Source organism: Pseudomonas sp. PB3P13, assembly GCF_054897735.1.
This window is the reverse complement of sequence record NZ_CM142702.1, coordinates 4,590,158-4,613,220: the sequence shown is the minus strand read 5'-3', so window position 1 is coordinate 4,613,220 and position 23,063 is coordinate 4,590,158. Positions and strand designations below refer to the sequence as shown.

Here is a 23,063-nt window from a genome sequence, read left to right as displayed (position 1 = left end):
TTGGCACAACCGGGAGTGTCAGTCGAACACGCCGAAGGTCATGTAGCTGAACCACGAGCGGTCGTTGCTTTCCGCTTCCGGTTCCTCTTCTTCAATCACATCGCCATTTTCATCTTTAGGTTTGAGGTCGCTGGGAATGGCATCCTTGGCGTCCTGGAATTGCTTCTGCACATCCTGATTGGCGCGTGTTTCGCCCGGTGGCAGTGGTGGACGCGATTCGATCAGGCCCAATGTCGCCTTGCTCAGCCACGACCGGTTGTCAGCCTCGTCACGAGAAGGCACGAACTGACCGTCTTGCAGGCTTGGATGATCCGGATAGTTGAGCTTCAGGGTCTCCAGGCTGGTGGCCGCCAGTTCGTCCAGGTGCAGACGCTGGTAAGACTCGGTCATCACCGCCAGGCCGTCGCCGACCGCCGGGGTTTCCTGGAAGTTTTCCACCACATAACGGCCACGGTTCGCGGCGGCGACATAGGCCTGACGGGTCAGGTAATAGTCGGCGACGTGAATCTCGTAGGCCGCCAGCAGGTTGCGCAGGTAAATCATGCGCTGCTTGGCGTCCGGCGAGTAGCGGCTGTTGGGGAAGCGGCTGGTCAGCTGAGCGAACTCGTTGTAGGAGTCGCGAGCAGCGCCCGGGTCACGCTTGGTCATGTCGAGCGGCAGGAAACGCGACAACAGGCCGACGTCCTGGTCGAAAGACGTCAGACCCTTGAGGTAATACGCGTAATCCACGTTCGGATGCTGGGGATGCAAACGAATGAAACGCTCGGCGGCAGACTTCGCAGCCTCAGGCTCGGCGTTCTTGTAGTTGGCGTAGATGAGTTCCAGTTGAGCCTGATCGGCGTAGCGCCCGAACGGATAACGCGACTCCAGCGCCTTCAGCTTGGCTGTGGCGGCGGTGTAGCTGTTGTTGTCCAGATCGCGCTGAGCCTGCTGGTACAGCTCGACCTCGCTCAGGTTTTCGTCTACGACTTCCTTCGATGAGCAAGCAGCGGTCAATGCGAGGATGGCGATCAGCAGCAGGTGTTTCACTTGCATGGCGGCTTGCGTCCCTATGACGGCCGCTGTCTTGGGCGGGGCCGTCCTGTTATGATGAGCGCCCCGTTGAATAGCCTCGGGGCAAAAGACGCCGTATTTAACCACAAGCGCGCAGCCGAAACCAAAGGCTGTGCCGACGCCTAGTCTGAGCATGTCCGATAAAATTGAACTTCGCGCAGAGGTGCCGTCCGATTTGGGCGGCCAACGCCTCGATCAAATCGCCGCACAATTATTCGCTGAGCACTCGCGCTCGCGCCTTTCCGCCTGGATCAAGGACGGCCGCCTGACTGTGGATGGAGCGGTTATCCGCCCGCGAGACATCGTCCACGGTGGCGCCATTCTCGAGCTCACTGCCGAGCAGGAAGCTCAGGGTGAATGGATCGCCCAGGACATCGAGCTGGACATCGTCTATGAAGATGACGACATCCTGGTGATCAACAAGCCTGCGGGTCTGGTGGTGCATCCGGCTGCCGGCCACGCTGACGGCACCTTGCTCAACGCCTTGCTGCACCACGTGCCGGACATTATCAATGTGCCCCGCGCCGGTATCGTGCATCGTCTGGACAAGGACACCACCGGTCTGATGGTGGTGGCCAAGACCATTCAAGCGCAGACGCAGCTGGTTACACAGTTGCAGAGCCGCAGCGTCAGCCGCATCTACGAATGCATCGTGATCGGTGTCGTGACGGCCGGCGGCAAAATCAACGCGCCGATCGGTCGGCACGGCCAGCAACGCCAGCGCATGGCGGTGATGGAAGGCGGCAAGCAAGCCGTCAGCCATTATCGTGTTCTTGAACGTTTCCGCTCCCACACCCACGTGCGGGTGAAGCTGGAAACGGGACGTACGCACCAGATTCGTGTGCACATGGCGCACATCAACTTCCCGTTGGTCGGAGATCCTGCCTACGGCGGTCGTTTCCGTATTCCGCCGGCGGCAAGTGTGACCATGGTCGAATCGTTGAAAGCGTTCCCGCGTCAGGCACTGCACGCGCGGTTCCTGGAGCTGGATCACCCGACGACCGGTAAGCGCATGAGCTGGGAATCGCCACTTCCGGACGATTTTGTCTGGTTGCTGACCTTGCTCAAGCAAGACCGCGAGGCATTCATCGGATGAGTGACTGGCTGATTCCCGACTGGCCTGTGCCTGCCGGGGTAAAAGCCTGTGTAACCACCCGTGCGGGCGGCGTCAGTCTGGCGCCGTTCGATAGCCTCAACCTTGGCAATCACGTTGACGACAGCCCTGAAGCGGTTGCCGAAAACCGCCGTCGTCTCACCGATCATTTTTCCATCCGTCCGGCCTGGTTGAAGCAGGTTCACGGCATTGCCGTGGCCCACGCCGACCCACGCGTAACAGCGACCGCTGACGCGAGCTGGACGGCAACACCCGGTATCGCCTGCGTGGCGATGACCGCCGATTGCCTGCCCGCGTTGTTTTGCGATCGTGCGGGTACCCGCGTGGCGGCGGCCCATGCCGGTTGGCGCGGTTTGGTAGCCGGTGTGCTGGAGGCGACCCTGGATACGCTGGCCGTACCGCCGGAAGAGATTCTGGTCTGGCTCGGTCCGGCCATTGGCCCGAACGCTTTTGAGGTTGGCCCGGAAGTACGCGAGACCTTTGTCGAGCAACTGCCGCAAGCTGCCAAGGCCTTCGTGCCCAGTCGGAACGATGGAAAATTCATGGCGGACATCTATGAGCTGGCACGTTTGCGGCTGGCTGCTCGTGGTGTCACCGCGGTATACGGCGGCGGTTTCTGCACCGTCAGCGATCCGCGCTTCTTTTCTTACCGCCGCGCGTCACGCACTGGTCGGTTTGCCTCCTTTGTTTGGCTGGAACGCTAGACTCCCCTGATCTGCATCAACTGATCGCCGCTTGAAACTCTCGGAATCGACCGCATCTACAGTGGTATCTGGCAGGTTTCTTCATTCAGGATGTTTCAAAGGTCCGGCCTGCTCAAAAGGAAGGTGACCCATGCGTATAGATCGTTTAACCAGCAAATTGCAGTTAGCTCTGTCCGACGCCCAATCTCTGGCCGTCGGCCTTGACCATCCCGGCATCGAGCCGGCGCACTTGATGCAAGCCATGCTTGAACAGCAGGGTGGCTCGATCAAACCCCTGTTGATGCAGGTGGGCTTCGACGTCAACAGCCTGCGTAAAGAGCTGACCAAAGAACTCGACCAACTGCCGAAAATCCAGAACCCGACTGGCGACGTGAACATGGCCCAGGACCTGGCGCGCCTGCTCAATCAGGCTGACCGTCTGGCCCAGCAGAAAGGTGACCAGTTCATCTCCAGCGAGCTGGTGCTGCTCGCCTCGATGGACGAGAACAGCAAGCTTGGCAAGCTGTTGCTCGGTCAGGGTGTCAGCAAGAAAGCCCTGGAAAACGCGATCAACAACCTGCGTGGCGGCGAAGCTGTCAATGACGCCAACCACGAAGAGTCGCGCCAGGCGCTGGACAAATACACGGTCGACCTGACCAAGCGCGCCGAAGAGGGCAAGCTTGACCCGGTAATCGGCCGTGATGACGAAATTCGCCGGACCATTCAAGTGCTGCAACGCCGCACCAAAAATAACCCGGTGCTGATTGGTGAGCCTGGCGTCGGTAAAACCGCGATCGCCGAAGGTTTGGCGCAGCGCATCATCAATGGCGAAGTGCCGGACGGCCTCAAAGGCAAGCGCCTGTTGTCGCTGGACATGGGCGCGTTGATTGCAGGCGCCAAGTACCGTGGCGAGTTCGAAGAACGCCTGAAATCCCTGCTTAATGAACTGTCGAAGCAGGAAGGACAGATCATTCTGTTCATCGACGAGCTGCATACCATGGTCGGCGCCGGCAAAGGCGAAGGCTCGATGGACGCGGGTAACATGCTCAAGCCGGCACTGGCTCGTGGCGAATTGCACTGCGTTGGCGCCACCACGCTGAACGAATACCGCCAATATATAGAGAAGGACGCCGCACTCGAGCGTCGCTTCCAGAAGGTATTGGTGGAAGAGCCCAGCGAAGAAGACACCATCGCGATTCTGCGCGGCCTGAAAGAGCGCTACGAGGTTCACCACAAGGTGGCGATCACCGACGGTGCGATCATCGCTGCGGCCAAGCTCAGCCACCGTTACATCACCGATCGCCAGTTGCCGGACAAAGCCATCGACCTGATCGATGAGGCGGCGAGCCGCATTCGCATGGAGATCGACTCCAAGCCGGAAGTGCTCGACCGTCTGGAGCGGCGTCTGATTCAGCTGAAGGTTGAATCCCAGGCGCTGAAGAAAGAAAGCGACGACGCAGCGAAGAAACGTCTGGAAAAGCTCCAGGAAGAAATCGCCCGTCATGAGCGTGAATATTCAGACCTTGAGGAGATCTGGAACTCGGAAAAAGCCGAAGTCCAGGGCTCTGCCCAGATCCAGCAGAAGATCGAACAGTCCCGTCAGGAGCTGGAAGCCGCACGCCGCAAAGGCGACCTGAACCGCATGGCCGAGCTGCAATATGGGGTGATCCCGGACCTGGAGCGCAGCCTGCAGATGGTCGACCAGCATGGCAAAAGCGAAAACCAGTTGCTGCGCAGTAAAGTGACTGAAGAAGAGATCGCCGAAGTCGTGTCGAAGTGGACGGGCATTCCTGTGTCGAAAATGCTCGAGGGCGAGCGCGACAAGCTGATGAAGATGGAAAGCCTGTTGCATCACCGCGTGATCGGTCAGGACGAAGCGGTGATCGCGGTTTCCAACGCCGTGCGGCGTTCGCGGGCCGGTTTGTCCGATCCGAATCGTCCGAGCGGTTCGTTCATGTTCCTCGGCCCGACCGGTGTCGGTAAAACCGAGCTGTGCAAGGCGCTGGCCGAGTTCCTCTTTGATACCGAAGAGGCGATGGTGCGGATCGATATGTCCGAGTTCATGGAGAAGCATTCCGTGGCTCGATTGATCGGCGCGCCACCAGGCTATGTGGGGTATGAAGAGGGCGGCTACCTGACCGAGGCCGTGCGTCGCAAGCCTTACTCGGTGATCCTCTTGGACGAGGTCGAGAAGGCCCACCCGGATGTTTTCAATATCTTGCTGCAAGTATTGGAAGACGGCCGCCTGACCGACAGTCATGGGCGCACGGTGGATTTCAAGAACACCGTGATTGTCATGACTTCCAACCTGGGCTCGGCGCAGATCCAGGAGCTGGTCGGTGATCGGGAGGCGCAACGTGCGGCGGTGATGGATGCGATTTCCACGCACTTCCGTCCGGAGTTCATCAATCGGGTCGACGAAGTGGTGATCTTCGAGCCATTGGCGCGGGATCAGATTGCGGGCATCACCGAGATTCAGTTGGGTCGTCTGCGCAGCCGCCTGACCGAGCGCGAGTTGAAGCTGGAGCTCAGTCCGGAGGCGATGGACAAGTTGATCGCCGTCGGTTACGACCCGGTCTACGGTGCGCGACCGCTGAAACGAGCGATCCAGCGCTGGATCGAAAACCCGCTGGCCCAGCTGATTCTGTCGGGGCATTTCATGCCCGGCAACACGGCGAAAGGTGTGGTGGAAAACGACGAAATCGTCTTCGTCTGATCCACGTAATCTGCGGAACCCGAGAGGCCCCGCATTGCGGGGCCTTTTTTTCGTCAGGTTGTTGAACTCAAAGGAAAAGGCTTGTAAAGTGCGCCCCGCAGTACGTCACCCGGAAGGGTTTTTGCTCCCCAAGCAGAAATCTGAAATAAGTTGCAAATCATTAACTTGAAAGCAATTTAAAGGGTTGACAGAGGTTCTTAAGATTGTAGAATAGCGCGCCTCAGACACACGAACGCAGTGATGCGAGCGGGTCGAAGAGTCGCAGTAAAGCTTCAAACGTTGTAATTGAAATATGTAGTTCCGTGATAGCTCAGTCGGTAGAGCAAATGACTGTTAATCATTGGGTCCCAGGTTCGAGTCCTGGTCACGGAGCCAATTTCAAACCGGGGTATAGCGCAGTCCGGTAGCGCGCCTGCTTTGGGAGCAGGATGTCAGGAGTTCGAATCCCCTTACCCCGACCATTTTTGGGTCGTTAGCTCAGTTGGTAGAGCAGTTGGCTTTTAACCAATTGGTCGTAGGTTCGAATCCCACACGACCCACCATTTTTGAAACCAGTTAACGCTGGAATCGAATCTTAAGATCAGACGCCAAAAGCTCTGTTCGCAGAAGGCGCCTTTTAAAGGTGCCTTTTTTTTACCGGGGTATAGCGCAGTCCGGTAGCGCGCCTGCTTTGGGAGCAGGATGTCAGGAGTTCGAATCCCCTTACCCCGACCATATTAAAAATCCTCGTATCGAAAGATACGGGGATTTTTTTTGCCTGCTTTATTTTGACAGGCTTAAGCGCCGTCTTGATCTTTCAGGTGTTGGAACAGCCCTGTGGGCATTTTTTTGCCGTTGCCTTCGAAACTGGCTTTGACGTTGTCGTAAGCCTCCTGCTCGTCAATGAAGCCGTCATGGTTGGTGTCGATCCTGGCGAAATCGGACTTCGGCGCGACTGTCTGGAATTCGGCGCGAGATACCCGTGGCGGGCAGGGTGCCTTGCCCGGGTGTGGCCATTTAGCGGCGATGTTGTATCGCTACTGAGTCGCGGGAGGAGGAGTTTGTAAGCGAAGTGGCGAAACGGCGGAGGTAGATACACTGGGACACACAAGTGAAGACCAGGGTGCCCGCATCGCGGACAAGTCGGATCGCCGCTCGCACGCTCCCACAGGTCATGTGCCGGGCTCAGATTTCATGGTCGACACATAACTTGTGGGCGCGTGGCTTGCCCGCGAAGACGCCCTAATGGACGCTGAAAATCTTAATGCAGCTTCAACCGAGGCTCCGTCCCGCGTCCGATCTTGCTGCCCAACATCAACATCGCCGTACGAAACGCGCCATACAGTGCCATCTGGTGCATGCGGTACAGCGACACGTAAAACATCCGCGCCAGCCAGCCTTCAAGCATCACGCTCCCCGTCAGGTTACCCATCAAGTTACCCACAGCGGAAAAGCGCGACAGCGAAATCAGCGAGCCGTAATCGGTGTATTTGTATTCCGGCAGCGCTTTGCCTTCGATCCGCAATTTCAGCGACTTCGCCAGCAACGACGCCTGTTGATGCGCTGCTTGCGCCCGTGGCGGCACGTTGCGATCAGTGCCCGGTTGCGGGCAAGCCGCGCAATCGCCGAACGCGAAGATGTTCTCGTCGCGAGTGGTTTGCAGGGTCGGCAGCACTTGCAGTTGATTGATTCGGTTGGTTTCCAGACCGTCGATGTCCTTGAGAAAACCCGGCGCGCGAATCCCGGCTGCCCACACTTTCAGGCTGGCGTTGATCACGTTGCCATCGGCGGTAATCAGGCTTTCTGCCGTCACTTCACTGACCGCCGCATTGGTCATGACATTCACCCCGAGTTTCTCCAGGGTTTTATGCACAGGCCCGCCGATCCGTTCCGGCAGGGCAGGCAACACCCGTGGCCCGGCCTCGATGAGGGTGATGTGCATGTTTTCCGGTTTGATCCGGTCCAGCCCGTACGCCGCCAATTCATGCGCGGCGTTGTGCAGCTCGGCGGCCAGTTCGACACCGGTGGCACCGGCACCCACGATGGCGACGCTGATCTGCTCTACCTTGTCGGTTTGCCCGGCGTGGGCGCGCAGATAGTGATTGAGCAATTGCTGATGGAAACGCTCGGCCTGCTTGCGCGTATCGAGGAACAGGCAGTGCTGCGCCGCGCCTTGCGTACCGAAATCATTGGTGGTGCTGCCGACCGCGATTACCAGCGAGTCGTAGCCCACTTCACGTGCCGGCACCAGTTCCAGCCCGGCTTCGTCATAGGTGGCGGCCAGCTGAATTTTTTTCTGCCCGCGATCAAGCCCGCTCATACGCCCCAGCTGAAACTGGAAGTGGTTCCATTTTGCCTGGGCAACGTAGTTGAGTTCGTCTTCGGAAGAGTTCAGAGAACCGGCCGCCACTTCGTGCAACAACGGTTTCCAGATGTGGGTCAGGTTGGCGTCGACCAGCATCACACTGGCCGTGCCGCGCTTGCCCAGAGTCTTACCCAGACGGGTAGCCAACTCCAGACCGCCGGCGCCGCCGCCAACGATGACAATACGATGAGTCATGGGGATATCTCGCAAGGCTAAAAGAAATCGGTGCAATTACCCGAGCGAGCATGAGGGTCTGTTGACGTTTGATGACGGTTCGTCATCAAACGTCAACAGACCCTCGGCAGCTCATAGCGTCAGGTAACTGATAAATCGGCTCAACAGGCCTAAACCAATGGTCACTGCGACGACCAGTACCAGGAGCATCCACGGCCGGAAAGGCCGGCGCTCGACCTGGTGCTGTGCCAATTGCAGGTACTCTTCGACATGCTTCTGGTCGTCGGGGTTCAGGCGGCTGGTCATATAGGCCTCGTCAGGTAGACGTTGCTGAATGTAAAGAAGCTACAGCGCGTTTCATCGCACGTTGAACGGAGCATAACCGGTGTCTGGAATCGGCTCGATGCTTACTGCGTCTTCGAGGCGAATGATCCCGCTTTGTAGCACCCGGGCGGTGATTCCGCCATGCCCGCGCACGGCCTGGAAAGTGCCCGGGCCGAGGTTGTTCTGCAAGCGCGCGCAGGGCTGACACCAGCCGGTGGTTTCGAAAATCGCCTGGCCGATTCTGAAGCGCCGCCCCTTGAGGCTGAACAGGTTGATGCCGCTGACGACGATGTTGCGCCGCAAGTCCGCAGGCGTCAGCGGATGGTCATCGGCCCGGCCCAGCAGCGAACTGATGACAGCCAGATGTTCCCACTGAATCAGCGTAACTTGCCGCGCATTGCGTATGCCGGGTCGCGCGCGATCACCGGTCAAGCCAGCCTCAAGGCGCGCTTCCACCGCTTCGAGTTCAATCATCGGCGCATGCCTTTCCGGGCGCACACCGATCCAGCGAACGCGACCTTGTTGCGGCACTGCGGCGATCAATTCCTGCAATGGCGTCACAGGCTGATCCCGACGTCGAAGACGATGCTGCGCCCGAGATTGCTGCGCAGAAAATCCGGCGCATCCGGGTGGGCGAACAGCACGCGCGCGAACGTCGGTCCGACCAGCGACAACGAGCGCCAGCCCTGGCGCAGGTATTCAGTCGGCGGCGGGAAATGGCTGTTGAGGTCGAGCACTTCGCGCTTGAGACTCGCGAAGGCAATGATGTCCAGCTCCCCCAGGTCCATGCCGCGCTCTTTGTAGTTGTGGGCTTTTTTGCGCAAGGTCGGCGCCAGTCTCATCAGGAATTCATTGGCGGGGATGCGCTTGGGTTTGGCCTCGCGCCGCACCAGCTGGCTCAGGGAAAATGCACTGCGTCGGCGTTGCAGTTCATCGCGCCATTCGTCATTGAGGCGGCGTCCTTCATCGAGGACGAAGAACACTTCAAAACTGGCGTCGCGAAACAGCACGTCCGGCGGCTCTCCGGCGGGGGCGAATTCGTCGACGCGGTAGGGAATGTTCAGCCCCTGCAAAAGGCGCTGGCACACCCACCGCTCACGCTCCCATTTGCGGGCATTGGAGAGGAACGCGTTGGCTTGCTCGGCCGCAATGGTCAGCAGGCGTAAGTAATCTGAATCATCCATAGACCCAAGCTTAGCGTTCTAATGCGTCGTCATGGTAACGCCCCGTCACGTCATTCCCAGCCAGTTTGGCAGAACCAGGGAAATCCACGGCACATAGGTGATCAATATCAGGAACAGCAGCAGAATGATCAGCCACGGCATGGCCGCGCGGATGGTTGCGCCCAGCGACATGCCGGTAACCGCCGACGTGACGAACAGGTTGAGCCCCACGGGCGGCGTAATCAGTCCGATCTCCAGGTTGACCACCATGATGATGCCGAGGTGAATCGGATCGATCCCCAGCTCCATGGCAATCGGAAACAGGATGGGAGCCAGAATCAGGATGATCGCTGACGGTTCCATGAAAGCCCCCGCGATCAGCAGCACGATGTTGACCACCAGCAGGAAAGTCACGGGTGTCAGGCCTGCAGCGATCACCCACGCAGTAATTGTTTGCGGTATCTGCTCAGTGGTCAGCACGTGGGCGAAGAGCATGGCGTTGGCGATGATGAACATCAGCATGATGCTCAGCTTGGCCGATTCGAGCAGTACTTTTGGCGTTTCGCGAAACGTCATGTCCTTGTAGACGAACAATGCCACGAACGCCGAATAAACCGCCGCCACTGCCGCAGCTTCGGTCGGGGTGAACATTCCGGAGTAGATGCCGCCGAGGATGATCACCATCAGCAGCAGGCCCCATATGGCCTTGCGGGCAGCCGTCAGCCATTCACGGATCGTCGCTCGCGGCATGGCGGGCAGGTTTTTCCTGACCGCTACAACGTAGATGGCGATCATCAGAAACGTACCCAGCATCAGCCCCGGCACCACGCCGGCCATGAACAACTTGCCGACCGAGGTTTCCGTCGCCGCGGCATACACCACCATCACGATGGAGGGCGGGATCAGAATGCCCAGAGTCCCGGCGTTGCACACGATCCCGGCACCGAACGCCTGTGGATAACCGGAGCGAACCATGCCTGCGATGGCAATCGAACCCACCGCTGCCACCGTGGCAGGGCTGGAGCCGGACAGCGCGGCGAACAGCATGCACGCCAGCACCGCGGCGATGGCCAGACCGCCGCGGATATGACCGACGCAGGCGTTGGCGAAGTCGATCAGGCGCCGCGCCACGCCACCCGTGGTCATGAACGCGCCCGCCAACAGGAAGAACGGGATCGCCAGTAGCGTGTAATGCTCGGACGTCTCGAACAGCTTGATGGCCAGCGAGCGTACGGAGTCGGGGCTGAACATCAGGATCGTCAATGAACCGGCCAACCCCAAAGACACGGCAATCGGCACGCCGATGAACATCAGCACGAACAGCGCGACAAAGAGAAAGAGGATGGTCATTTACGGTCATCCTCGTGCTCGGTGAGCTTCAAAACGTCCGCTGCTTCGTCCGCCAGACCCAGACCGGTCTGACGGTTTTGCACGATGCGCACGAAAATTTCGGCAAAACGGATAAACACCAGGGCGAATCCCACCGGCACGATCAGCCCGATGTGCCATTGCATGATGCCGTAATGGCCGAGGTCCTCGGCGCCGATGCCGGCAACGAACAGGGTTTGAATCCATTCGAAACTGGCGACACTGAGCAGGCCCGCGTAGCCGAGGCAACACAGGCAGGCAACGATGCCGATGTAGCGCTGCACCGGTTTGCTCGCCAGTTTCACTAAAGCGTCCACGCCTATGTGCCCTGCGGTGCGCACCCCGTACGACAAGCCGAAAAAGATCAGCCAGGCGAACAAGGCTTTGGTCATCGAAATACTCCAGGTCATCGCCTGCGCCATGCCCATGATGCTGTCGCCGATCGCGAACAGCGGCTCACTGGCGCTCGGCCATGAGTCGGCAAAACTGTAGAACACGCTGTAAAGGTTGTTCACGATGACGTAAACAAAGGTCACCAGCGTCATCGCCGCCAGCAGGAAAACGATGAAGCCTTCTTCGAAATGTTCCCAGATGCGCCGCAAGGCATTCATGAGTGGCATCTCCCGATCGAGTGACGACGGTGCATGAGGGGCCGCCCGTTCGGGCGGCGCCCACGGGCAGATTACTGAGCCTGGTTGGCGGCGTCGGCGGCCTTGATCAGGTCAGCGCCAATAGCCGCTTCGAACTTCGCCCACACCGGTTTCATCGCTTCACGCCATTTGCCGCGCTGATCCGGAGTCAGGGTGATGATCTCGGTGGTTTTGGCGGTGAGAATGTTCTGTTTGGCGTCCTGGTTCAGCTTCTCGGCATCCTTGTTAACCTGCGCAGTGACCTCGACGATGATCTTGTCCAGCTCGGTTCTCACATCCGCCGGCAAGCCGCTCCAGAATCTGGTGTTGGTGATCAGCATGTAGTCGAGCAATCCGTGGTCGGTTTCCGTGATGAATTTCTGCACCTCGTGCATTTTCTGGCTGTAGATGTTCGAGTAGGGGTTCTCCGCGCCATTCACGACGCCAGTCTGCAAGCCCTGGTACACCTCGGCGAAGCTCATTTTGCGCGGGTTGGCGCGAACAGCCTTGAACTGCTCTTCCAGCACAGCGGAGGCTTGTACGCGGAATTTCAGGCCGCGGGCATCGCCGGGTTCACGCAGCGCCTTGTTGGCCGACAACTGCTTCATGCCGTTGTGCCAATACGCCAGGCCGGTGATGTTCTTGCTCTCCATGGACTTGAGCAAGTTCTGCCCTTCAGGACTGAGCTGAAAACGATCGACTGCGGCGATGTCGTTGAACAGAAACGGCAGGTCGAACAGCTGCAACTTGGGTGTGTACTGCTCGAATTTTGCCAGCGACGGCGCAATCAGCTGCACATCGCCCGACAGCAGTGCCTCCATTTCCTTGCCGTCACCAAATAACGAAGAGTTGGGATAAACATCGACCCGGACTTTGCCGGCCAGGCGTTCTTCCACCAGCTTCTTGAACATCAGCGCGCCTTGACCCTTGGGTGTCTGTTCGGCAACGACGTGGGAGAATTTGATGATGACGGGATCGTCGGCCAGCGCCAGACCCGACGCCCCCACTGCGAGCGCGCAGACGGCTGCCTTGCAAAAAGACTTGAGCATTCACGTGTTCCTCTTGTTGTTATGGTGACGTTTATTCCAAAACGTACGGTGGACAAAAAAGAGTCTAGGCAATAAATCCATTAACGTCGGTGGGATGCGTTACTTAATGCCACCGCAAACCCCGGTTTAGACTGAGGGCGATCCTCAGGAGCGCTCTGCAGGCCTGGCGATCCTCTCGCGTGTATTGGCCCAAGTGCCGGAGACCTTGCACCCATGATCGGCGCCGAATTGTTATCACCGCAGAGCCTCGCAGTGGGTTGGCTCATCTATGCGCCGGTGTTGCTGTGGGCCGTCTGTCGAGCGCCCTGGGTGGAGTTGTTCGCGGACAGGCGGCGCCAGCATCTGTTGTTCGGCACTGTGTTTGCGCTGTTCATGCTGTGGCTGGTGCGGCGGGATTTCGACACCGGGGTGTCCTACCATTTTTTGGGCATGACGGCGGTGACACTGCTGCTCGATTGGCCGCTGGCGATCGTCGGCGGGCTGGTTGCGCAGGTGGGGCTGATGCTGATGGGGCGTCAGGACCTGGCGGCGATGGGGGTGAACGGTGCGCTGCTGATTTTGCTGCCGGTGCTGGTGACCGAGTGCTGCGCGATTCTGGTGGAGCGCGCGCAACCGCGAAATCCTTTTGTGTATATCTTCGTTTCGGGTTTTTTTGCAGCGGCCGTATCGGCGTTGTTGTGCCTGTTGCTGACGCTGTGGTTGTTGTGGTTCGACGGACGATTCGCCATGCCGTACTGGCTGGAGGATTTCGTCGGTTACCTGTGGTTGATCATTTTTCCGGAGGCATTCATTAACGGGATGGTGGTCAGCGCGCTGGTGGTGTTCAGCCCGGAGTGGCTGGAAACCTTCAACCGCACGCGCTACCTTTCAGCGCCGTGGAAGGACGAGGACCCGAAACCCTGATCGATCTTGCCGCGACGCCCGATGCGATCAGGTTGACGGGCGGTCATCGCTGACGCGGTCAATGACGAGGTTCGAAGTCTTCGCTGAACAGATCGTCTTCGGCGTCCGGGCTGACCGGAATCTTGTGTTCTTCCGACGCCCAGGCGCCCAGGTCGATCAGTTTGCAGCGGTCGGAACAGAACGGCCGGAAGGTGCTTTGCGGGCTCCATTCGACAGGGGCGCCACAGGTTGGGCAATCAACGGTTGGGGTTTGGCTCATGACTGGCCTCCACGCAAAGTAAGGTAAAAGTGATGCAGACGCTCGACCTCGCTGTGCAACCAGGCGAGGTCGCGGTCGTTGACCACGACATCGTCGGCATGGCTCACGCGATCCTCGCGGCTGGATTGCGCCTTGAGGATCGCCTGAACCTGTTGCTCGCTGGTCCGATCACGTTGCAAGGTGCGTTCGATCTGCAACTGCTCGGGGGCATCGACCACCAGCACACGCTGGGTCATGCTGTGCTGGCCGGACTCGATCAGCAGCGGCGACACCAGGATCGCGTAAGGCGATTGTGCCTTGCCCAGATGCTCGACGATCTCCTCGGCGATCAGCGGATGCAGCAGCGCCTCGAGCCAGAGGCGTTCCTCGGGCACCTCAAAGATCAACTTGCGTAGCGCGGCGCGATCGAGTTGGCCATTGCCTTGCAGCACGCCGGCACCGAAATGTTCGGCAATCTTCGCCAGCGCCGGACGGCCCGGCTCGACCACCCAGCGTGCTGCGTGATCGGCGTCCACCACGTGCACGCCGAGGTCGATGAAATGCTCGGCCGCCGCACTTTTGCCACTGCCGATACCGCCGGTCAGGCCGAGAATCCAGGGTTTTTCCACAGGGGTATTCATTGCAAACCGACAAGCTGCCAATAGAAGGCGGTTATTTGACCACCCCAGAGCAAGGCAATCCAGCCGGCAATGGCCAGATAAGGACCAAAAGGGATTGGCGTCGACGTTTGCGCGTCTCGCAGGCGCAGCATGATCAGGCCAATGACGGCACCGACCAGTGAGGACAGGAGGAGCGTCAGCGGCAAAATCTGCCAGCCGCCCCAGGCGCCCAGCATTGCCAACAATTTGAAATCGCCATGACCCATTCCGTCCTTGCCGGTGATCAACTTGAACAGCCAGAACACCGACCACAACGCCAGGTAACCGGCCACTGCCCCCCACAAGGCCTCATGCAGCGGTACGAAAAGGCCGAAACTGTTGACGATCAACCCCAGCCACAGCAACGGCAGCACCAGCACATCCGGCAGCAGTTGATGTTCGGCGTCGATCAGGCTCATCGCCAACAAGCCCCAGGTCAGCAGCAGCACCATCGCCGCCGGCCAGCCGAAACCGAAATGCCAGGCCACGAACGCCGACAGCGCGCCGCACGCCAGTTCGATCAATGGATAGCGTCTGCTGATGGGCGCAGCGCATCCAGCACAGCGGCCGCGTAAAAACACATAACTGAGCACCGGGATGTTTTCCCAGGCGCGAATGCGATGTTCGCAGTGTGGGCATTGGGAATGCGGCAGCATCAGGTTATAGGTCGGCAGCGCGGGCTCGCCAGGCAAGTCGAGGATTTCCAGGGCTTGCTGGCGCCACTCACGCGCGAGCATTTTCGGCAGACGCCAGATCACTACATTGAGGAAGCTGCCAACCAGCAGGCCGACGATGCCGGCAATAGCGATGAAGGCCAGTGGATAGACAGTCAGGATTTCATTCACAGGCATGTCAGATCGCTGAGCCGAGTTGGAAGATAGGCAGGTACATCGCAACCACCAGACCGCCGACAATGACGCCAAGCACCACCATGATGAAAGGTTCCATCAGACTGGTGAGGTTGTCGACCATGTTATCCACTTCGGCCTCGTAGAAACTGGCGATCTTGTCGAGCATGTCATCCAGTGCACCGGATTCTTCGCCGATGGCCGTCATCTGAATCGCCATGTTGGGAAAGATCCCCGAAGTGCGCATGGAGAAATTCAGCTGCATGCCCGTCGACACGTCCTGCTTGATGCGCAACACCGCGCGCTTGAACACGATGTTGCCGGTGGCGCCTGCTACTGACTCAAGCGCCTCCACCAGCGGCACGCCGGCCGCAAACGTGGTCGAGAGGGTGCGCGCGTAACGCGCCACGGCAGATTTGTACATCAGCGTGCCAATCAGCGGCAGTTTCAGCAGCCAGGTGTCGGTGCGGTCCCTGAAGGCCTGGGATTTTTTGAAAGCATGACGCAGGCCGAATATTGCCGCGATCAACAGGCCAAGGATGACCCACCACCATTCCTGCAGAAACTCCGACAGGCCGATGACCATCACGGTGAAGCCCGGCAATTCCGCTCCAAAACCTTTGAAGACCGATTCGAATTGCGGCACCACCTTGACCAGCAGGATGCCGGTCACAATGATCGCCACGAACACCACCGCCGCCGGGTAGGTCATTGCCTTCTTGATCTTGGCTTTGAGGGCCTCGCTTTTCTCTTTATAAGTGGCGACACGTTCCAGCAAGGTATCGAGCGCACCGGCCTGTTCGCCGGCATCAACGAGGTTGCAGTAGAGCTCATCGAAATACTGCGGATTTTTGCGCAAGGCCGCGGCGAAGCTGTTGCCTGCCGCGACTTCCTGTTTGACCTCGTCGACCAGTTTGCGCATGGCCGGGTTGTCGAAGCCCTCGCCAATGATGTCGAACGACTGCAACAGCGGCACACCGGCCTTCATCATGGTCGCCATCTGCCGGGTAAAAAGGGCGATGTCCTGAGCCTTGATGCGTTTGCCCAGGTTCAGGATCGACGCGGATTTCTTGCGCACCTTGCCCGGGTTGATCCCCTGTTTGCGCAATTGCGCCTTGATCAGTGCCGGGCTCTGGCCGGTGAGTTCGCCGGCCATTTTGGTGCCTTTCCTGTCCGTACCTTCCCAAGTATAAACGCTGATTTTTGCTGCTTTGACCGCCATGTTCAATCCTTGGTAACCCGGTTGATTTCTTCAAGGCTGGTGATGCCTTGCATGGCTTTGATCAGCCCGGAAGTTCGCAGGTCGTTGAAGCCGTCCTTGCGCATCTGAGTATCGATTTCCAGCGAATTGCCTTCGGCCATGATCAACCGTTGCAGGTCTGGCGTGTTCTTCACCACTTCATAAATTCCCACGCGTCCTTTGTAACCGCCGTTGCAGTGATCGCAGCCGACCGGCTCATAAATGGTGAACGAGCCGAGCAACTGTTCGGGGAAACCCTCCTTGATCAGCGCTTCGCGGGGGATGTCGATGGGTTTCTTGCAATGGCTGCAGAGTTTGCGCGCCAGACGCTGGGCGATGATCAACGTGACCGAGGTGGCGATGTTGAAACCCTGGATGCCCATGTTGTGCAGTCGCGTCAGGGTTTCGGCGGCGCTGTTGGTGTGCAGGGTCGATAACACCAGGTGACCGGTCTGCGCCGCCTTGATGGCGATCTCGGCGGTTTCGAGGTCGCGGATCTCGCCGACCATGATCACGTCAGGATCTTGACGCAAAAATGAGCGCAACGCCTGGGGAAAGCCCATGCCCTGTTTAGGATTGACGTTGACCTGATTGATGCCTTCCATGTTGATTTCCACCGGGTCCTCGGCCGTGGAAATGTTGATGTCCACGGTATTGAGGATATTAAGCCCGGTGTAAAGCGACACGGTTTTACCGGAACCAGTGGGGCCAGTGACCAGGATCATTCCCTGCGGCTGTTTGAGGGCGGCCATGTACAAATCTTTCTGGCCGGGCTCGTAGCCGAGCGCGTCAATGCCCATTTGTGCGCTGGTGGGGTCGAGGATCCGGATCACCACTTTTTCCCCCCATAGGGTAGGCAAGGTGTTGACCCGAAAGTCGATGGATTTGCTCTTCGACAGGCGCATCTTGATTCGCCCGTCCTGAGGTTTGCGCCGTTCGGAAATGTCCAGGCTGGCCATGACTTTCAGGCGCGCGGCAATTCGCGCGGCCAGCTGGATCGGCGGTTTGGCGACTTCGCGCAATATGCCGTCGGTGCGCATCCGCACGCGATAGTTTTTTTCATAAGGTTCGAAGTGCAGGTCGGAAGAGCCGCTTTTGATCGCGTCGAGCAACATCTTGTGAACGAAGCGCACCACCGGCGCGTCATCGGCATCCTGCCCGGCGATGGAATCCTGACGATTGTCGACGCCCGACTCGATGTCGACGCCATCGAGGTCGACATCGGCCATGTCTTCAAGACCGGTGCTGTGGTTGTCGAAGAATTTGTCGAGCGCGTCGGAGAGCTTGTCGTCTTCGACCAGAATGGCTTCGGTGCCGAGCCCGGTACTGAACTGGATATCGTTGATGGCTTGATGATTGGTCGGGTCGGAAACGCCGACGAACAGCTTGTTGCCGCGGCGCCACAGGGGCAGGGCGTGGTGCTGGCGCAGGAGTTTTTCGCTGACCAGGCCTCTGGGCTGGGATTCTTTGTCGAGGCAGCTGAGATCAAGCAACGGCATGCCGAAATGCTCGGACGCGATCTCGGCAATCTGGCGGCTCTTGATCAGTTTGTTCTGCACCAGATAACTGACCAGGGAGATTTTGCTGCGCTGGGCTTGCAGGTAGGCCTGCTGCGCAGTTTTTTCAGTGATCAGCTCGGCCAGGACCAATTGCTTGGCCAGGCCGCTTAGGGCGATATCGTTCATGGAAATTCCGGACGCAAACTATGCATGACTTATAGCGTAGTCAACCGGCAGAGCCAAACCATGGATGCCGAGGTGACAATAATTGTCAGAAAGTGCGGATGCTGGGGGTAGGAAAGGGCACTCTGACGTCTTTTCCCCGTGGCCGACTGCGGGTAAAGGGTTTGGCATGAGCTGTGCTTTGGGCTAATCAGATCATGGGATTTTGACTCATGCACCGGAGCTTTGTTAATGAACACACAGAAAGGTTTTACGCTTATCGAGCTGCTCATCGTGGTGGCGATTATCGGGATTTTGGCGACGTTTGCTTTGCCGGCTTATTCGAAGTATCAGGCGCGGGCGAAAATGACAGCTGGTTTGGCAGAGATATCGGCGTTGAAAATTCCATTTGAGGACGCTATGAACCAAGGCGCGGCGCCAGGGCTGGGAGATAGACCGGCTACCACGAATAACTGCAAGTTCACCGTGGCGGGCAACCCGAGTGCTGGCACTGGCAGTATTGTATGTGCGTTGGAAAAAGCACCAGCTGCAATTGCAGATAAAACCATTACGCTTTCACGCACTGCGGTAGGTGATTGGACATGCGCAACGACGGCTATTGCCGACTATGCTCCAACTGGCTGCACCGCCGCGGGTGGGACTGGGACTGGTACCGGTACCGGTACTGGTACTGGTACTGGTACCGGGGGCTGATAATACAAAGATAAAGGAAATGCCCCATCGAGAGATGGGGCATTTTTTTGCTGAGGCACCTGCTGAGCTGCGTACCGCCCGTATTTCACAAAACCTCGTAAATTCATGGCCTTACGCCCATCCCAAATCCCGCAACTTGCATGTAGAAAATTTCCCACTCATGCAATTTGCATGATTTCGAAAATCAGCTGTTTCCATAAGCTGTTGATTTATAACAATTAATATACTGTCTCAAAGTTGGCACACCCTTCGCAATATACCCAGTAGCCCTGCTGGGAACACACCAGCAGACTTTAGAGAAAAACAGGAGTTACTCGTATGAAGAAGTTCGCTATCGTTGCCGCTACTGCTACCGCGCTGACCCTGACTATGGCCAACGCTGCCTTTGCTGCTCAAGCAACTCAGGCGCCAATGGTTCTGGCCGCTGGTGAAGTCACCGAAGCTAAAGCTGACGTGTCCGACACCTGGATCACCACCAAAGTCAAAGCTGACCTGGTTACCGAAAAAGGCATCCCTGGCACCGACATCAAGGTAGAAACCAACAAAGGCGTTGTTTCCCTGTCGTCGACCACAACAGTGACTGATTCGCAGAAAGACGTTGCAGTCGCCATCGCCAAGAAAATCAAAGGCGTTAAAGACGTCTCCGCCGCCGGCCTGAAAGCCGAGTAAGGCAAGACTTCTCGCCTGAACCGGGAGAAGGTGCGGTAGACGAGCCGGGTTATACGTCTACCGCAGTTGAGAGTTCATGCGACGGCCACAAGGATTGTGGCCATTACAGGCCCCGGACATTCGTGTCCGGGGCCTGTTCTATTGTGGCTAACAGAAAACCCGTAGCAGCTGGCGAAGCCTGCGTCCGGCTGCGCAGCAGTCGTAGAATACGGCGCACATATAAACCTGACGCAGGCTGCCAGCTGCTAAAAGACCGAGCGTGCTTCAATTGCCGCGGTTGCTGGTGATCTGTTTCAGGCGATTACCTTCGAATCGCAAGTACTGATACATTCCGCCATTCGGTCCGTAGGTCCATTCTTCCACCTGAAACTCCTCCCGACGGTTGGCGCTGCGCTTGAAGCCCAACACATCGCGACTTACCGGCTCCCCGCATTTGTGCAGGACTTCGCTGGACCGATCGCCGACGCTGACCAACTGACTGCCGCAACGCAAGGTATCGGCGGCCGTCGCATGGCTCGCGGCAACCGTCAGAGTCAGGCCCAACAACAGCCGGTTGATCATCACTCGGCATCCAGGTGCATGGGCGTCACTACCCGTCCATCGCTTTGCGGTTCGCCGAGGCTGGAGTCGATGAAATACACGCGGTCATCGGCCAGTTGACCCTTGTCGACCAGGTAGTCCTTGATGCTGCTGGCACGGTCCTGACCGAGTTCGCGCAGCAGCACTTCGCTGGAACTCCAGAAGGCGAGCACGCCTTCGCGCATTTTTGCCGTGCGTTCTTCCTTGCCGAGGTCTTTCCACTCAGCCGGTGGCTGGGTTTTCAGACGCGTGCGATAGATGCCTTCCAGCAGCGGACCTTTCTCGCTGTCCGGCACTTCCAGCAATGACGCCTGCGCCGGGACTTTTTCGCCGCGACGCTGGAGCATCTTGTAATAGTTGTACTGGTATTCACGTTCCAGACGTTGTTCGGCAATCAGCGGGCCGTCGCTGCGAGCAGCGGCGGTGCCTTCGATTTCCAGGCGCAGGGCCGGACGTTCTTTCAGTGCCTGGGACAGCTTGATCAATGAACCCTCGGCGTCTTTGTTCAATTGGCTCGAACCTGGCGCAAACGACACTGTGCCCAGATCTTCCGAACCGCCGCCCCTGACCAGCCCGCCAATCATCTTGAACGGTGCCGCTGCAGCTTTGACGATCAGGTTACGCAGGGTCTGCCAGACAATCGGCATGACGCTGAACTGCGGATTGTTCAGGTCGCCCGTCACCGGCAACTCGATGGAGATCTTGCCGTCGACATCCTTCAGCAGAGCAATGGCCAGCTTCAGCGGCAGGCTGGTAGCGTCCGGGCTGTCGACTTTTTCACCCAGTTGCAATTGCTCTACCACCACTTTGTTTTCGGCTTTGAGCTGACCTTTGGTGATCATGTAATGCAGGTCGAGATTGAGCCGACCTTTGCGGATACGGTAACCGGCGAACTTGCCGGAGTAGGGCGTCAGCGTAGTCAACTCGACCCGTTTGAAGCTGGTGGCGATGTCGAGGCTGGCCATCGGGTCGAACGGATTGACGGCGCCCTTGATGGTCACCGGTGCATAGCGATCGACCTTGCCTTTTATGTCCACAGTCGCCGGTTTTGCCTGACGGCTGTCGATGGTGCCGATCCGGCCGTTGAGTTGTTGCACGGCCGTGGCGAAATTCGGTGTGAGACTGAAGTCGGCGAAGTTGGCCGAACCGTCATTGATGGCAATGCCGCCGACGTGAATGCCCAGCGGTTTTTCCTGACTGGCAGGCTTGGCCGCTGTAGTTTTCGCGCTGGAGTCGGCTGGCTGCGGAATCAGCAGATCATCGACATTGGTGGTGCGGTCGTCGTTGATCATGAAGCGCACGTAGGGCTGGAGCAGGTTGACCTTGGCGATTTTCAGGCTGTCGCCATGCTGGTAGTTCAAGCCTTCGAGCACCAATTGCTGCCACTTGAGAAAGTCACGGGTTTTCAGGGTGTCGAGGGTGTGCAGTTGATCCACCTGGGCTTTGCCGGTAACACTGAATGCCAGCGGCTCGGTGCTTTTCAGGTCCACGGCCAGATCACTGCCCAGCATGCCGCTGCGCAGTTCGAGGCGAATGAACGGATTGATGTAGGACTGCGCAACCCGCAGGTCGATGTCGCGGGTTTGCACCTTCAGTCTGGCGCTGACCGGTGCCAGATTGACCTCGCCGTCCGCCATCAGTTTGCCTTGCTTGCCCACGCCGGTGTCGAGTTTGAGGGCAAAGGGCGAACCGTTGAGGCTGTCGAAATTCTGCAGATCCAGGTTCAGCGGCCCGATATCCAGCGCGACGACGGGTTGCGCCTTGCGGTCCTCCAGGTGCACCTGGTAATCACGCAGCTGCACGTCTTTGAGCAGCACTTGCCACGGTTTGCCCGGTGGTGTCGATTCGCTTTTCGGCGAATCAGCGGCGGCCGGAGCGCTCACCGGTTCGGCTTTGGCCTTGGCAGCCTCTTTGGAAGGCTGGCTGGCGAACAGCTTTTGCCAGTCGAGTTGCCCGTCTGCGTCAAGTGCTGCCCAGGTTTCGAGTTTCTGGCTGCGAATCTTGCCGACGATCACTTGCTGCTTGGCCAGATCGACCGTCGTTTCGCTGACGTCCAGCCGCCCGAGCTTCGCCAGTGGTCGCCCGTCTGGCGCCTTGATGGCAAACGGCGCAACGCTGAGCGCCATGTTGCTCAGCAGCAGTTCGGTTTGCCTGGAGAGGTTCAGCTTGTAGTCGGTGCTCAGATTCAGCGTGCCGTTTTCCAGGTCCAGCGGCACTGAATCGCGCACGTAGGGCCACCAGACTTTCATATTGGCATCGGTGATTTTCAGCTTACCTTCGGAGGCCATCGGGATCAGGCTGAAATTGCCCGTCCAGTCGATCTGCCCGCCGGCGGGGCCCGCCGCCACCAAGGTCATGTCGGCATTGTCTTCGGGCAAGGTGCTGAGGTTTTTCAACTCGAAATCGAGCTTGTCGTAAAGGAATTCAATCGGCTCGCTGGGCCGTGCGTCCTGGAAATGCACATAGCCGTCGGCGAGTTTGATGCGCTCTACGCGCAGCGGGAACGGTTTGGCCTCCGGGTCGGCCGGGGTTGGCTCGCTGGCCGGCAATTTGAACAGGCCCAGCAAATTCAGTTTGCCGTCCTTGCCGAAGAGTATTTCGGTTTTGGGTTTGTCGAGTTCAATGTTGGACAAATGCAGCGCTTTGGTCCAAAGGCTGTCGATCTGCAGATTCGCGTACAGACGTTCGAAGCCGACCTGTTCTTTGCCCGGCTCGCCGACGACCAGGCCCCACAGGGTCACCTCAAGGCTGAAGGGGTTGAGTTCGATGCGCTGCAGCGTCGCGGGCGTCGTCGCGTAGTTGGCCAGTTGCTGGTTGGCCACCCGCAACGCGATGCCCGGCAAAATCAGGAAACCCAACAGGCTGTAGAGGGCCAGTGCAGTCAACAGGGCGCCGAGAGCGCGGATCAATCCTTTGGGCATGTGCGGCTTCATCT

21 protein-coding genes, 4 tRNA genes and 1 pseudogene are annotated in these 23,063 nt (G+C 58.5%); 10 read left to right on the top strand and 16 right to left on the bottom strand.

The window, feature by feature from the left end; genetic code table 11:
• Positions 1-18 precede the first annotated feature (18 nt).
• Positions 19-1,035 carry an outer membrane protein assembly factor BamD gene (locus ACYZT1_RS21270; RefSeq protein WP_462016574.1) on the bottom strand — a complete coding sequence of 339 codons (1,017 nt, stop codon included), beginning with the start codon at positions 1,033-1,035 and terminating at the stop codon, positions 19-21.
• Between the two features lie 151 nt (positions 1,036-1,186).
• On the opposite strand from ACYZT1_RS21270, the gene rluD reads away from it, so the two are divergent.
• From rluD to ACYZT1_RS21235, 7 genes are all read left to right on the top strand, one after another.
• Positions 1,187-2,149, top strand: a complete 963-nt coding sequence (rluD, locus tag ACYZT1_RS21265) for a 23S rRNA pseudouridine(1911/1915/1917) synthase RluD (RefSeq protein ID WP_462016573.1) — start codon at positions 1,187-1,189, stop codon at positions 2,147-2,149.
• Positions 2,146-2,871, top strand: coding sequence for a peptidoglycan editing factor PgeF (gene pgeF / locus ACYZT1_RS21260; protein WP_462016572.1), 726 nt, complete (start codon positions 2,146-2,148; stop codon positions 2,869-2,871). The genes rluD and pgeF overlap by 4 nt, the downstream gene beginning before the upstream one ends.
• 130 nt (positions 2,872-3,001) lie before the next feature.
• Entirely contained in the window at positions 3,002-5,566 is a 2,565-nt protein-coding gene (gene clpB, locus ACYZT1_RS21255) for an ATP-dependent chaperone ClpB (RefSeq protein ID WP_462016571.1), read from the top strand.
• A 299-nt stretch (positions 5,567-5,865) separates the two neighbouring features.
• Positions 5,866-5,941 (top strand) — tRNA-Asn (locus tag ACYZT1_RS21250).
• A gap of 9 nt (positions 5,942-5,950) precedes the next feature.
• Positions 5,951-6,027: transfer RNA gene (locus ACYZT1_RS21245), tRNA-Pro, on the top strand.
• Positions 6,028-6,032: 5 nt separating this feature from the next.
• Positions 6,033-6,108, top strand: a tRNA-Lys gene (locus tag ACYZT1_RS21240).
• A gap of 95 nt (positions 6,109-6,203) precedes the next feature.
• A tRNA-Pro gene (locus tag ACYZT1_RS21235) sits at positions 6,204-6,280 on the top strand.
• Positions 6,281-6,342: 62 nt separating this feature from the next.
• On the opposite strand, the pseudogene ACYZT1_RS21230 reads toward ACYZT1_RS21235, so the two are convergent.
• From ACYZT1_RS21230 to ACYZT1_RS21195, 8 genes and pseudogenes are all read right to left on the bottom strand, one after another.
• A pseudogene (locus ACYZT1_RS21230) lies at positions 6,343-6,528 on the bottom strand (EF-hand domain-containing protein); the annotation flags it as partial.
• Positions 6,529-6,806: 278 nt separating this feature from the next.
• On the bottom strand, positions 6,807-8,105 hold the full coding sequence (locus ACYZT1_RS21225; RefSeq protein WP_462016570.1) for an NAD(P)/FAD-dependent oxidoreductase: 1,299 nt from the start codon (positions 8,103-8,105) through the stop codon (positions 6,807-6,809).
• 111 nt (positions 8,106-8,216) lie between these two features.
• A complete protein-coding gene (locus ACYZT1_RS21220; RefSeq protein ID WP_033050735.1) occupies positions 8,217-8,390 on the bottom strand; it encodes a DUF3094 domain-containing protein in 174 nt (57 codons plus the stop codon).
• A gap of 51 nt (positions 8,391-8,441) precedes the next feature.
• On the bottom strand, positions 8,442-8,969 hold the full coding sequence (locus tag ACYZT1_RS21215) for an MOSC domain-containing protein (protein WP_462016569.1): 528 nt from the start codon (positions 8,967-8,969) through the stop codon (positions 8,442-8,444).
• Positions 8,966-9,592 carry a DUF1780 domain-containing protein gene (locus tag ACYZT1_RS21210; RefSeq protein ID WP_462016568.1) on the bottom strand — a complete coding sequence of 209 codons (627 nt, stop codon included), beginning with the start codon at positions 9,590-9,592 and terminating at the stop codon, positions 8,966-8,968. The genes ACYZT1_RS21215 and ACYZT1_RS21210 overlap by 4 nt, the downstream gene beginning before the upstream one ends.
• Positions 9,593-9,637: 45 nt before the next feature.
• Positions 9,638-10,921 (bottom strand): C4-dicarboxylate TRAP transporter large permease protein DctM, encoded by a 1,284-nt coding sequence (gene dctM / locus ACYZT1_RS21205; protein WP_462016567.1) that lies wholly within the window; start codon positions 10,919-10,921, stop codon positions 9,638-9,640.
• Positions 10,918-11,550: a TRAP transporter small permease gene (locus tag ACYZT1_RS21200; protein ID WP_462016566.1), complete on the bottom strand. Its 633-nt coding sequence runs from the start codon at positions 11,548-11,550 to the stop codon at positions 10,918-10,920. The genes dctM and ACYZT1_RS21200 overlap by 4 nt, the downstream gene beginning before the upstream one ends.
• Before the next feature lie 71 nt (positions 11,551-11,621).
• A complete protein-coding gene (locus ACYZT1_RS21195; protein WP_462016565.1) occupies positions 11,622-12,617 on the bottom strand; it encodes a TRAP transporter substrate-binding protein in 996 nt (331 codons plus the stop codon).
• A gap of 213 nt (positions 12,618-12,830) precedes the next feature.
• Here ACYZT1_RS21195 and ACYZT1_RS21190 point away from each other — a divergent pair, with 213 nt between their 5' ends.
• On the top strand, positions 12,831-13,520 hold the full coding sequence (locus tag ACYZT1_RS21190; RefSeq protein ID WP_462016564.1) for an energy-coupling factor ABC transporter permease: 690 nt from the start codon (positions 12,831-12,833) through the stop codon (positions 13,518-13,520).
• A gap of 58 nt (positions 13,521-13,578) precedes the next feature.
• Here ACYZT1_RS21190 and yacG read toward each other — a convergent pair whose 3' ends face one another.
• Genes yacG through pilB form a run of 5 tightly spaced genes read right to left on the bottom strand, consistent with a single transcriptional unit; the run spans position 13,579 to position 18,190 of the window.
• Complete coding sequence (gene yacG / locus ACYZT1_RS21185) at positions 13,579-13,779, bottom strand: DNA gyrase inhibitor YacG (protein ID WP_462016563.1); 201 nt, start codon at positions 13,777-13,779, stop codon at positions 13,579-13,581.
• Entirely contained in the window at positions 13,776-14,399 is a 624-nt protein-coding gene (gene coaE, locus ACYZT1_RS21180) for a dephospho-CoA kinase (protein ID WP_462016562.1), read from the bottom strand. Before coaE ends, yacG begins: the two co-directional genes overlap by 4 nt.
• Positions 14,396-15,268 (bottom strand): prepilin peptidase, encoded by an 873-nt coding sequence (locus ACYZT1_RS21175; RefSeq protein WP_462016561.1) that lies wholly within the window; start codon positions 15,266-15,268, stop codon positions 14,396-14,398. Before ACYZT1_RS21175 ends, coaE begins: the two co-directional genes overlap by 4 nt.
• A gap of 1 nt (position 15,269) precedes the next feature.
• Complete coding sequence (locus ACYZT1_RS21170; RefSeq protein ID WP_462016560.1) at positions 15,270-16,487, bottom strand: type II secretion system F family protein; 1,218 nt, start codon at positions 16,485-16,487, stop codon at positions 15,270-15,272.
• 2 nt (positions 16,488-16,489) lie between these two features.
• Positions 16,490-18,190: a type IV-A pilus assembly ATPase PilB gene (gene pilB / locus ACYZT1_RS21165; protein WP_462016559.1), complete on the bottom strand. Its 1,701-nt coding sequence runs from the start codon at positions 18,188-18,190 to the stop codon at positions 16,490-16,492.
• Between the two features lie 228 nt (positions 18,191-18,418).
• Between pilB and ACYZT1_RS21160 the strand changes: the two genes are divergently transcribed.
• Positions 18,419-18,880, top strand: coding sequence for a pilin (locus ACYZT1_RS21160; protein WP_462016558.1), 462 nt, complete (start codon positions 18,419-18,421; stop codon positions 18,878-18,880).
• A gap of 318 nt (positions 18,881-19,198) precedes the next feature.
• The gene (locus ACYZT1_RS21155) at positions 19,199-19,549 is read left to right on the top strand and encodes a BON domain-containing protein (RefSeq protein WP_462016557.1); all 351 of its coding nucleotides are present in this window, start codon (positions 19,199-19,201) and stop codon (positions 19,547-19,549) included.
• A gap of 264 nt (positions 19,550-19,813) precedes the next feature.
• Here ACYZT1_RS21155 and ACYZT1_RS21150 read toward each other — a convergent pair whose 3' ends face one another.
• Together ACYZT1_RS21150 and ACYZT1_RS21145 are read right to left on the bottom strand one after the other, a co-directional pair.
• The gene (locus ACYZT1_RS21150) at positions 19,814-20,110 is read right to left on the bottom strand and encodes a DUF2845 domain-containing protein (RefSeq protein ID WP_462016556.1); all 297 of its coding nucleotides are present in this window, start codon (positions 20,108-20,110) and stop codon (positions 19,814-19,816) included.
• Positions 20,110-23,061 carry a DUF748 domain-containing protein gene (locus tag ACYZT1_RS21145; protein WP_462016555.1) on the bottom strand — a complete coding sequence of 984 codons (2,952 nt, stop codon included), beginning with the start codon at positions 23,059-23,061 and terminating at the stop codon, positions 20,110-20,112. The genes ACYZT1_RS21150 and ACYZT1_RS21145 overlap by 1 nt, the downstream gene beginning before the upstream one ends.
• Between the last annotated feature and the right edge of the window lie 2 nt (positions 23,062-23,063).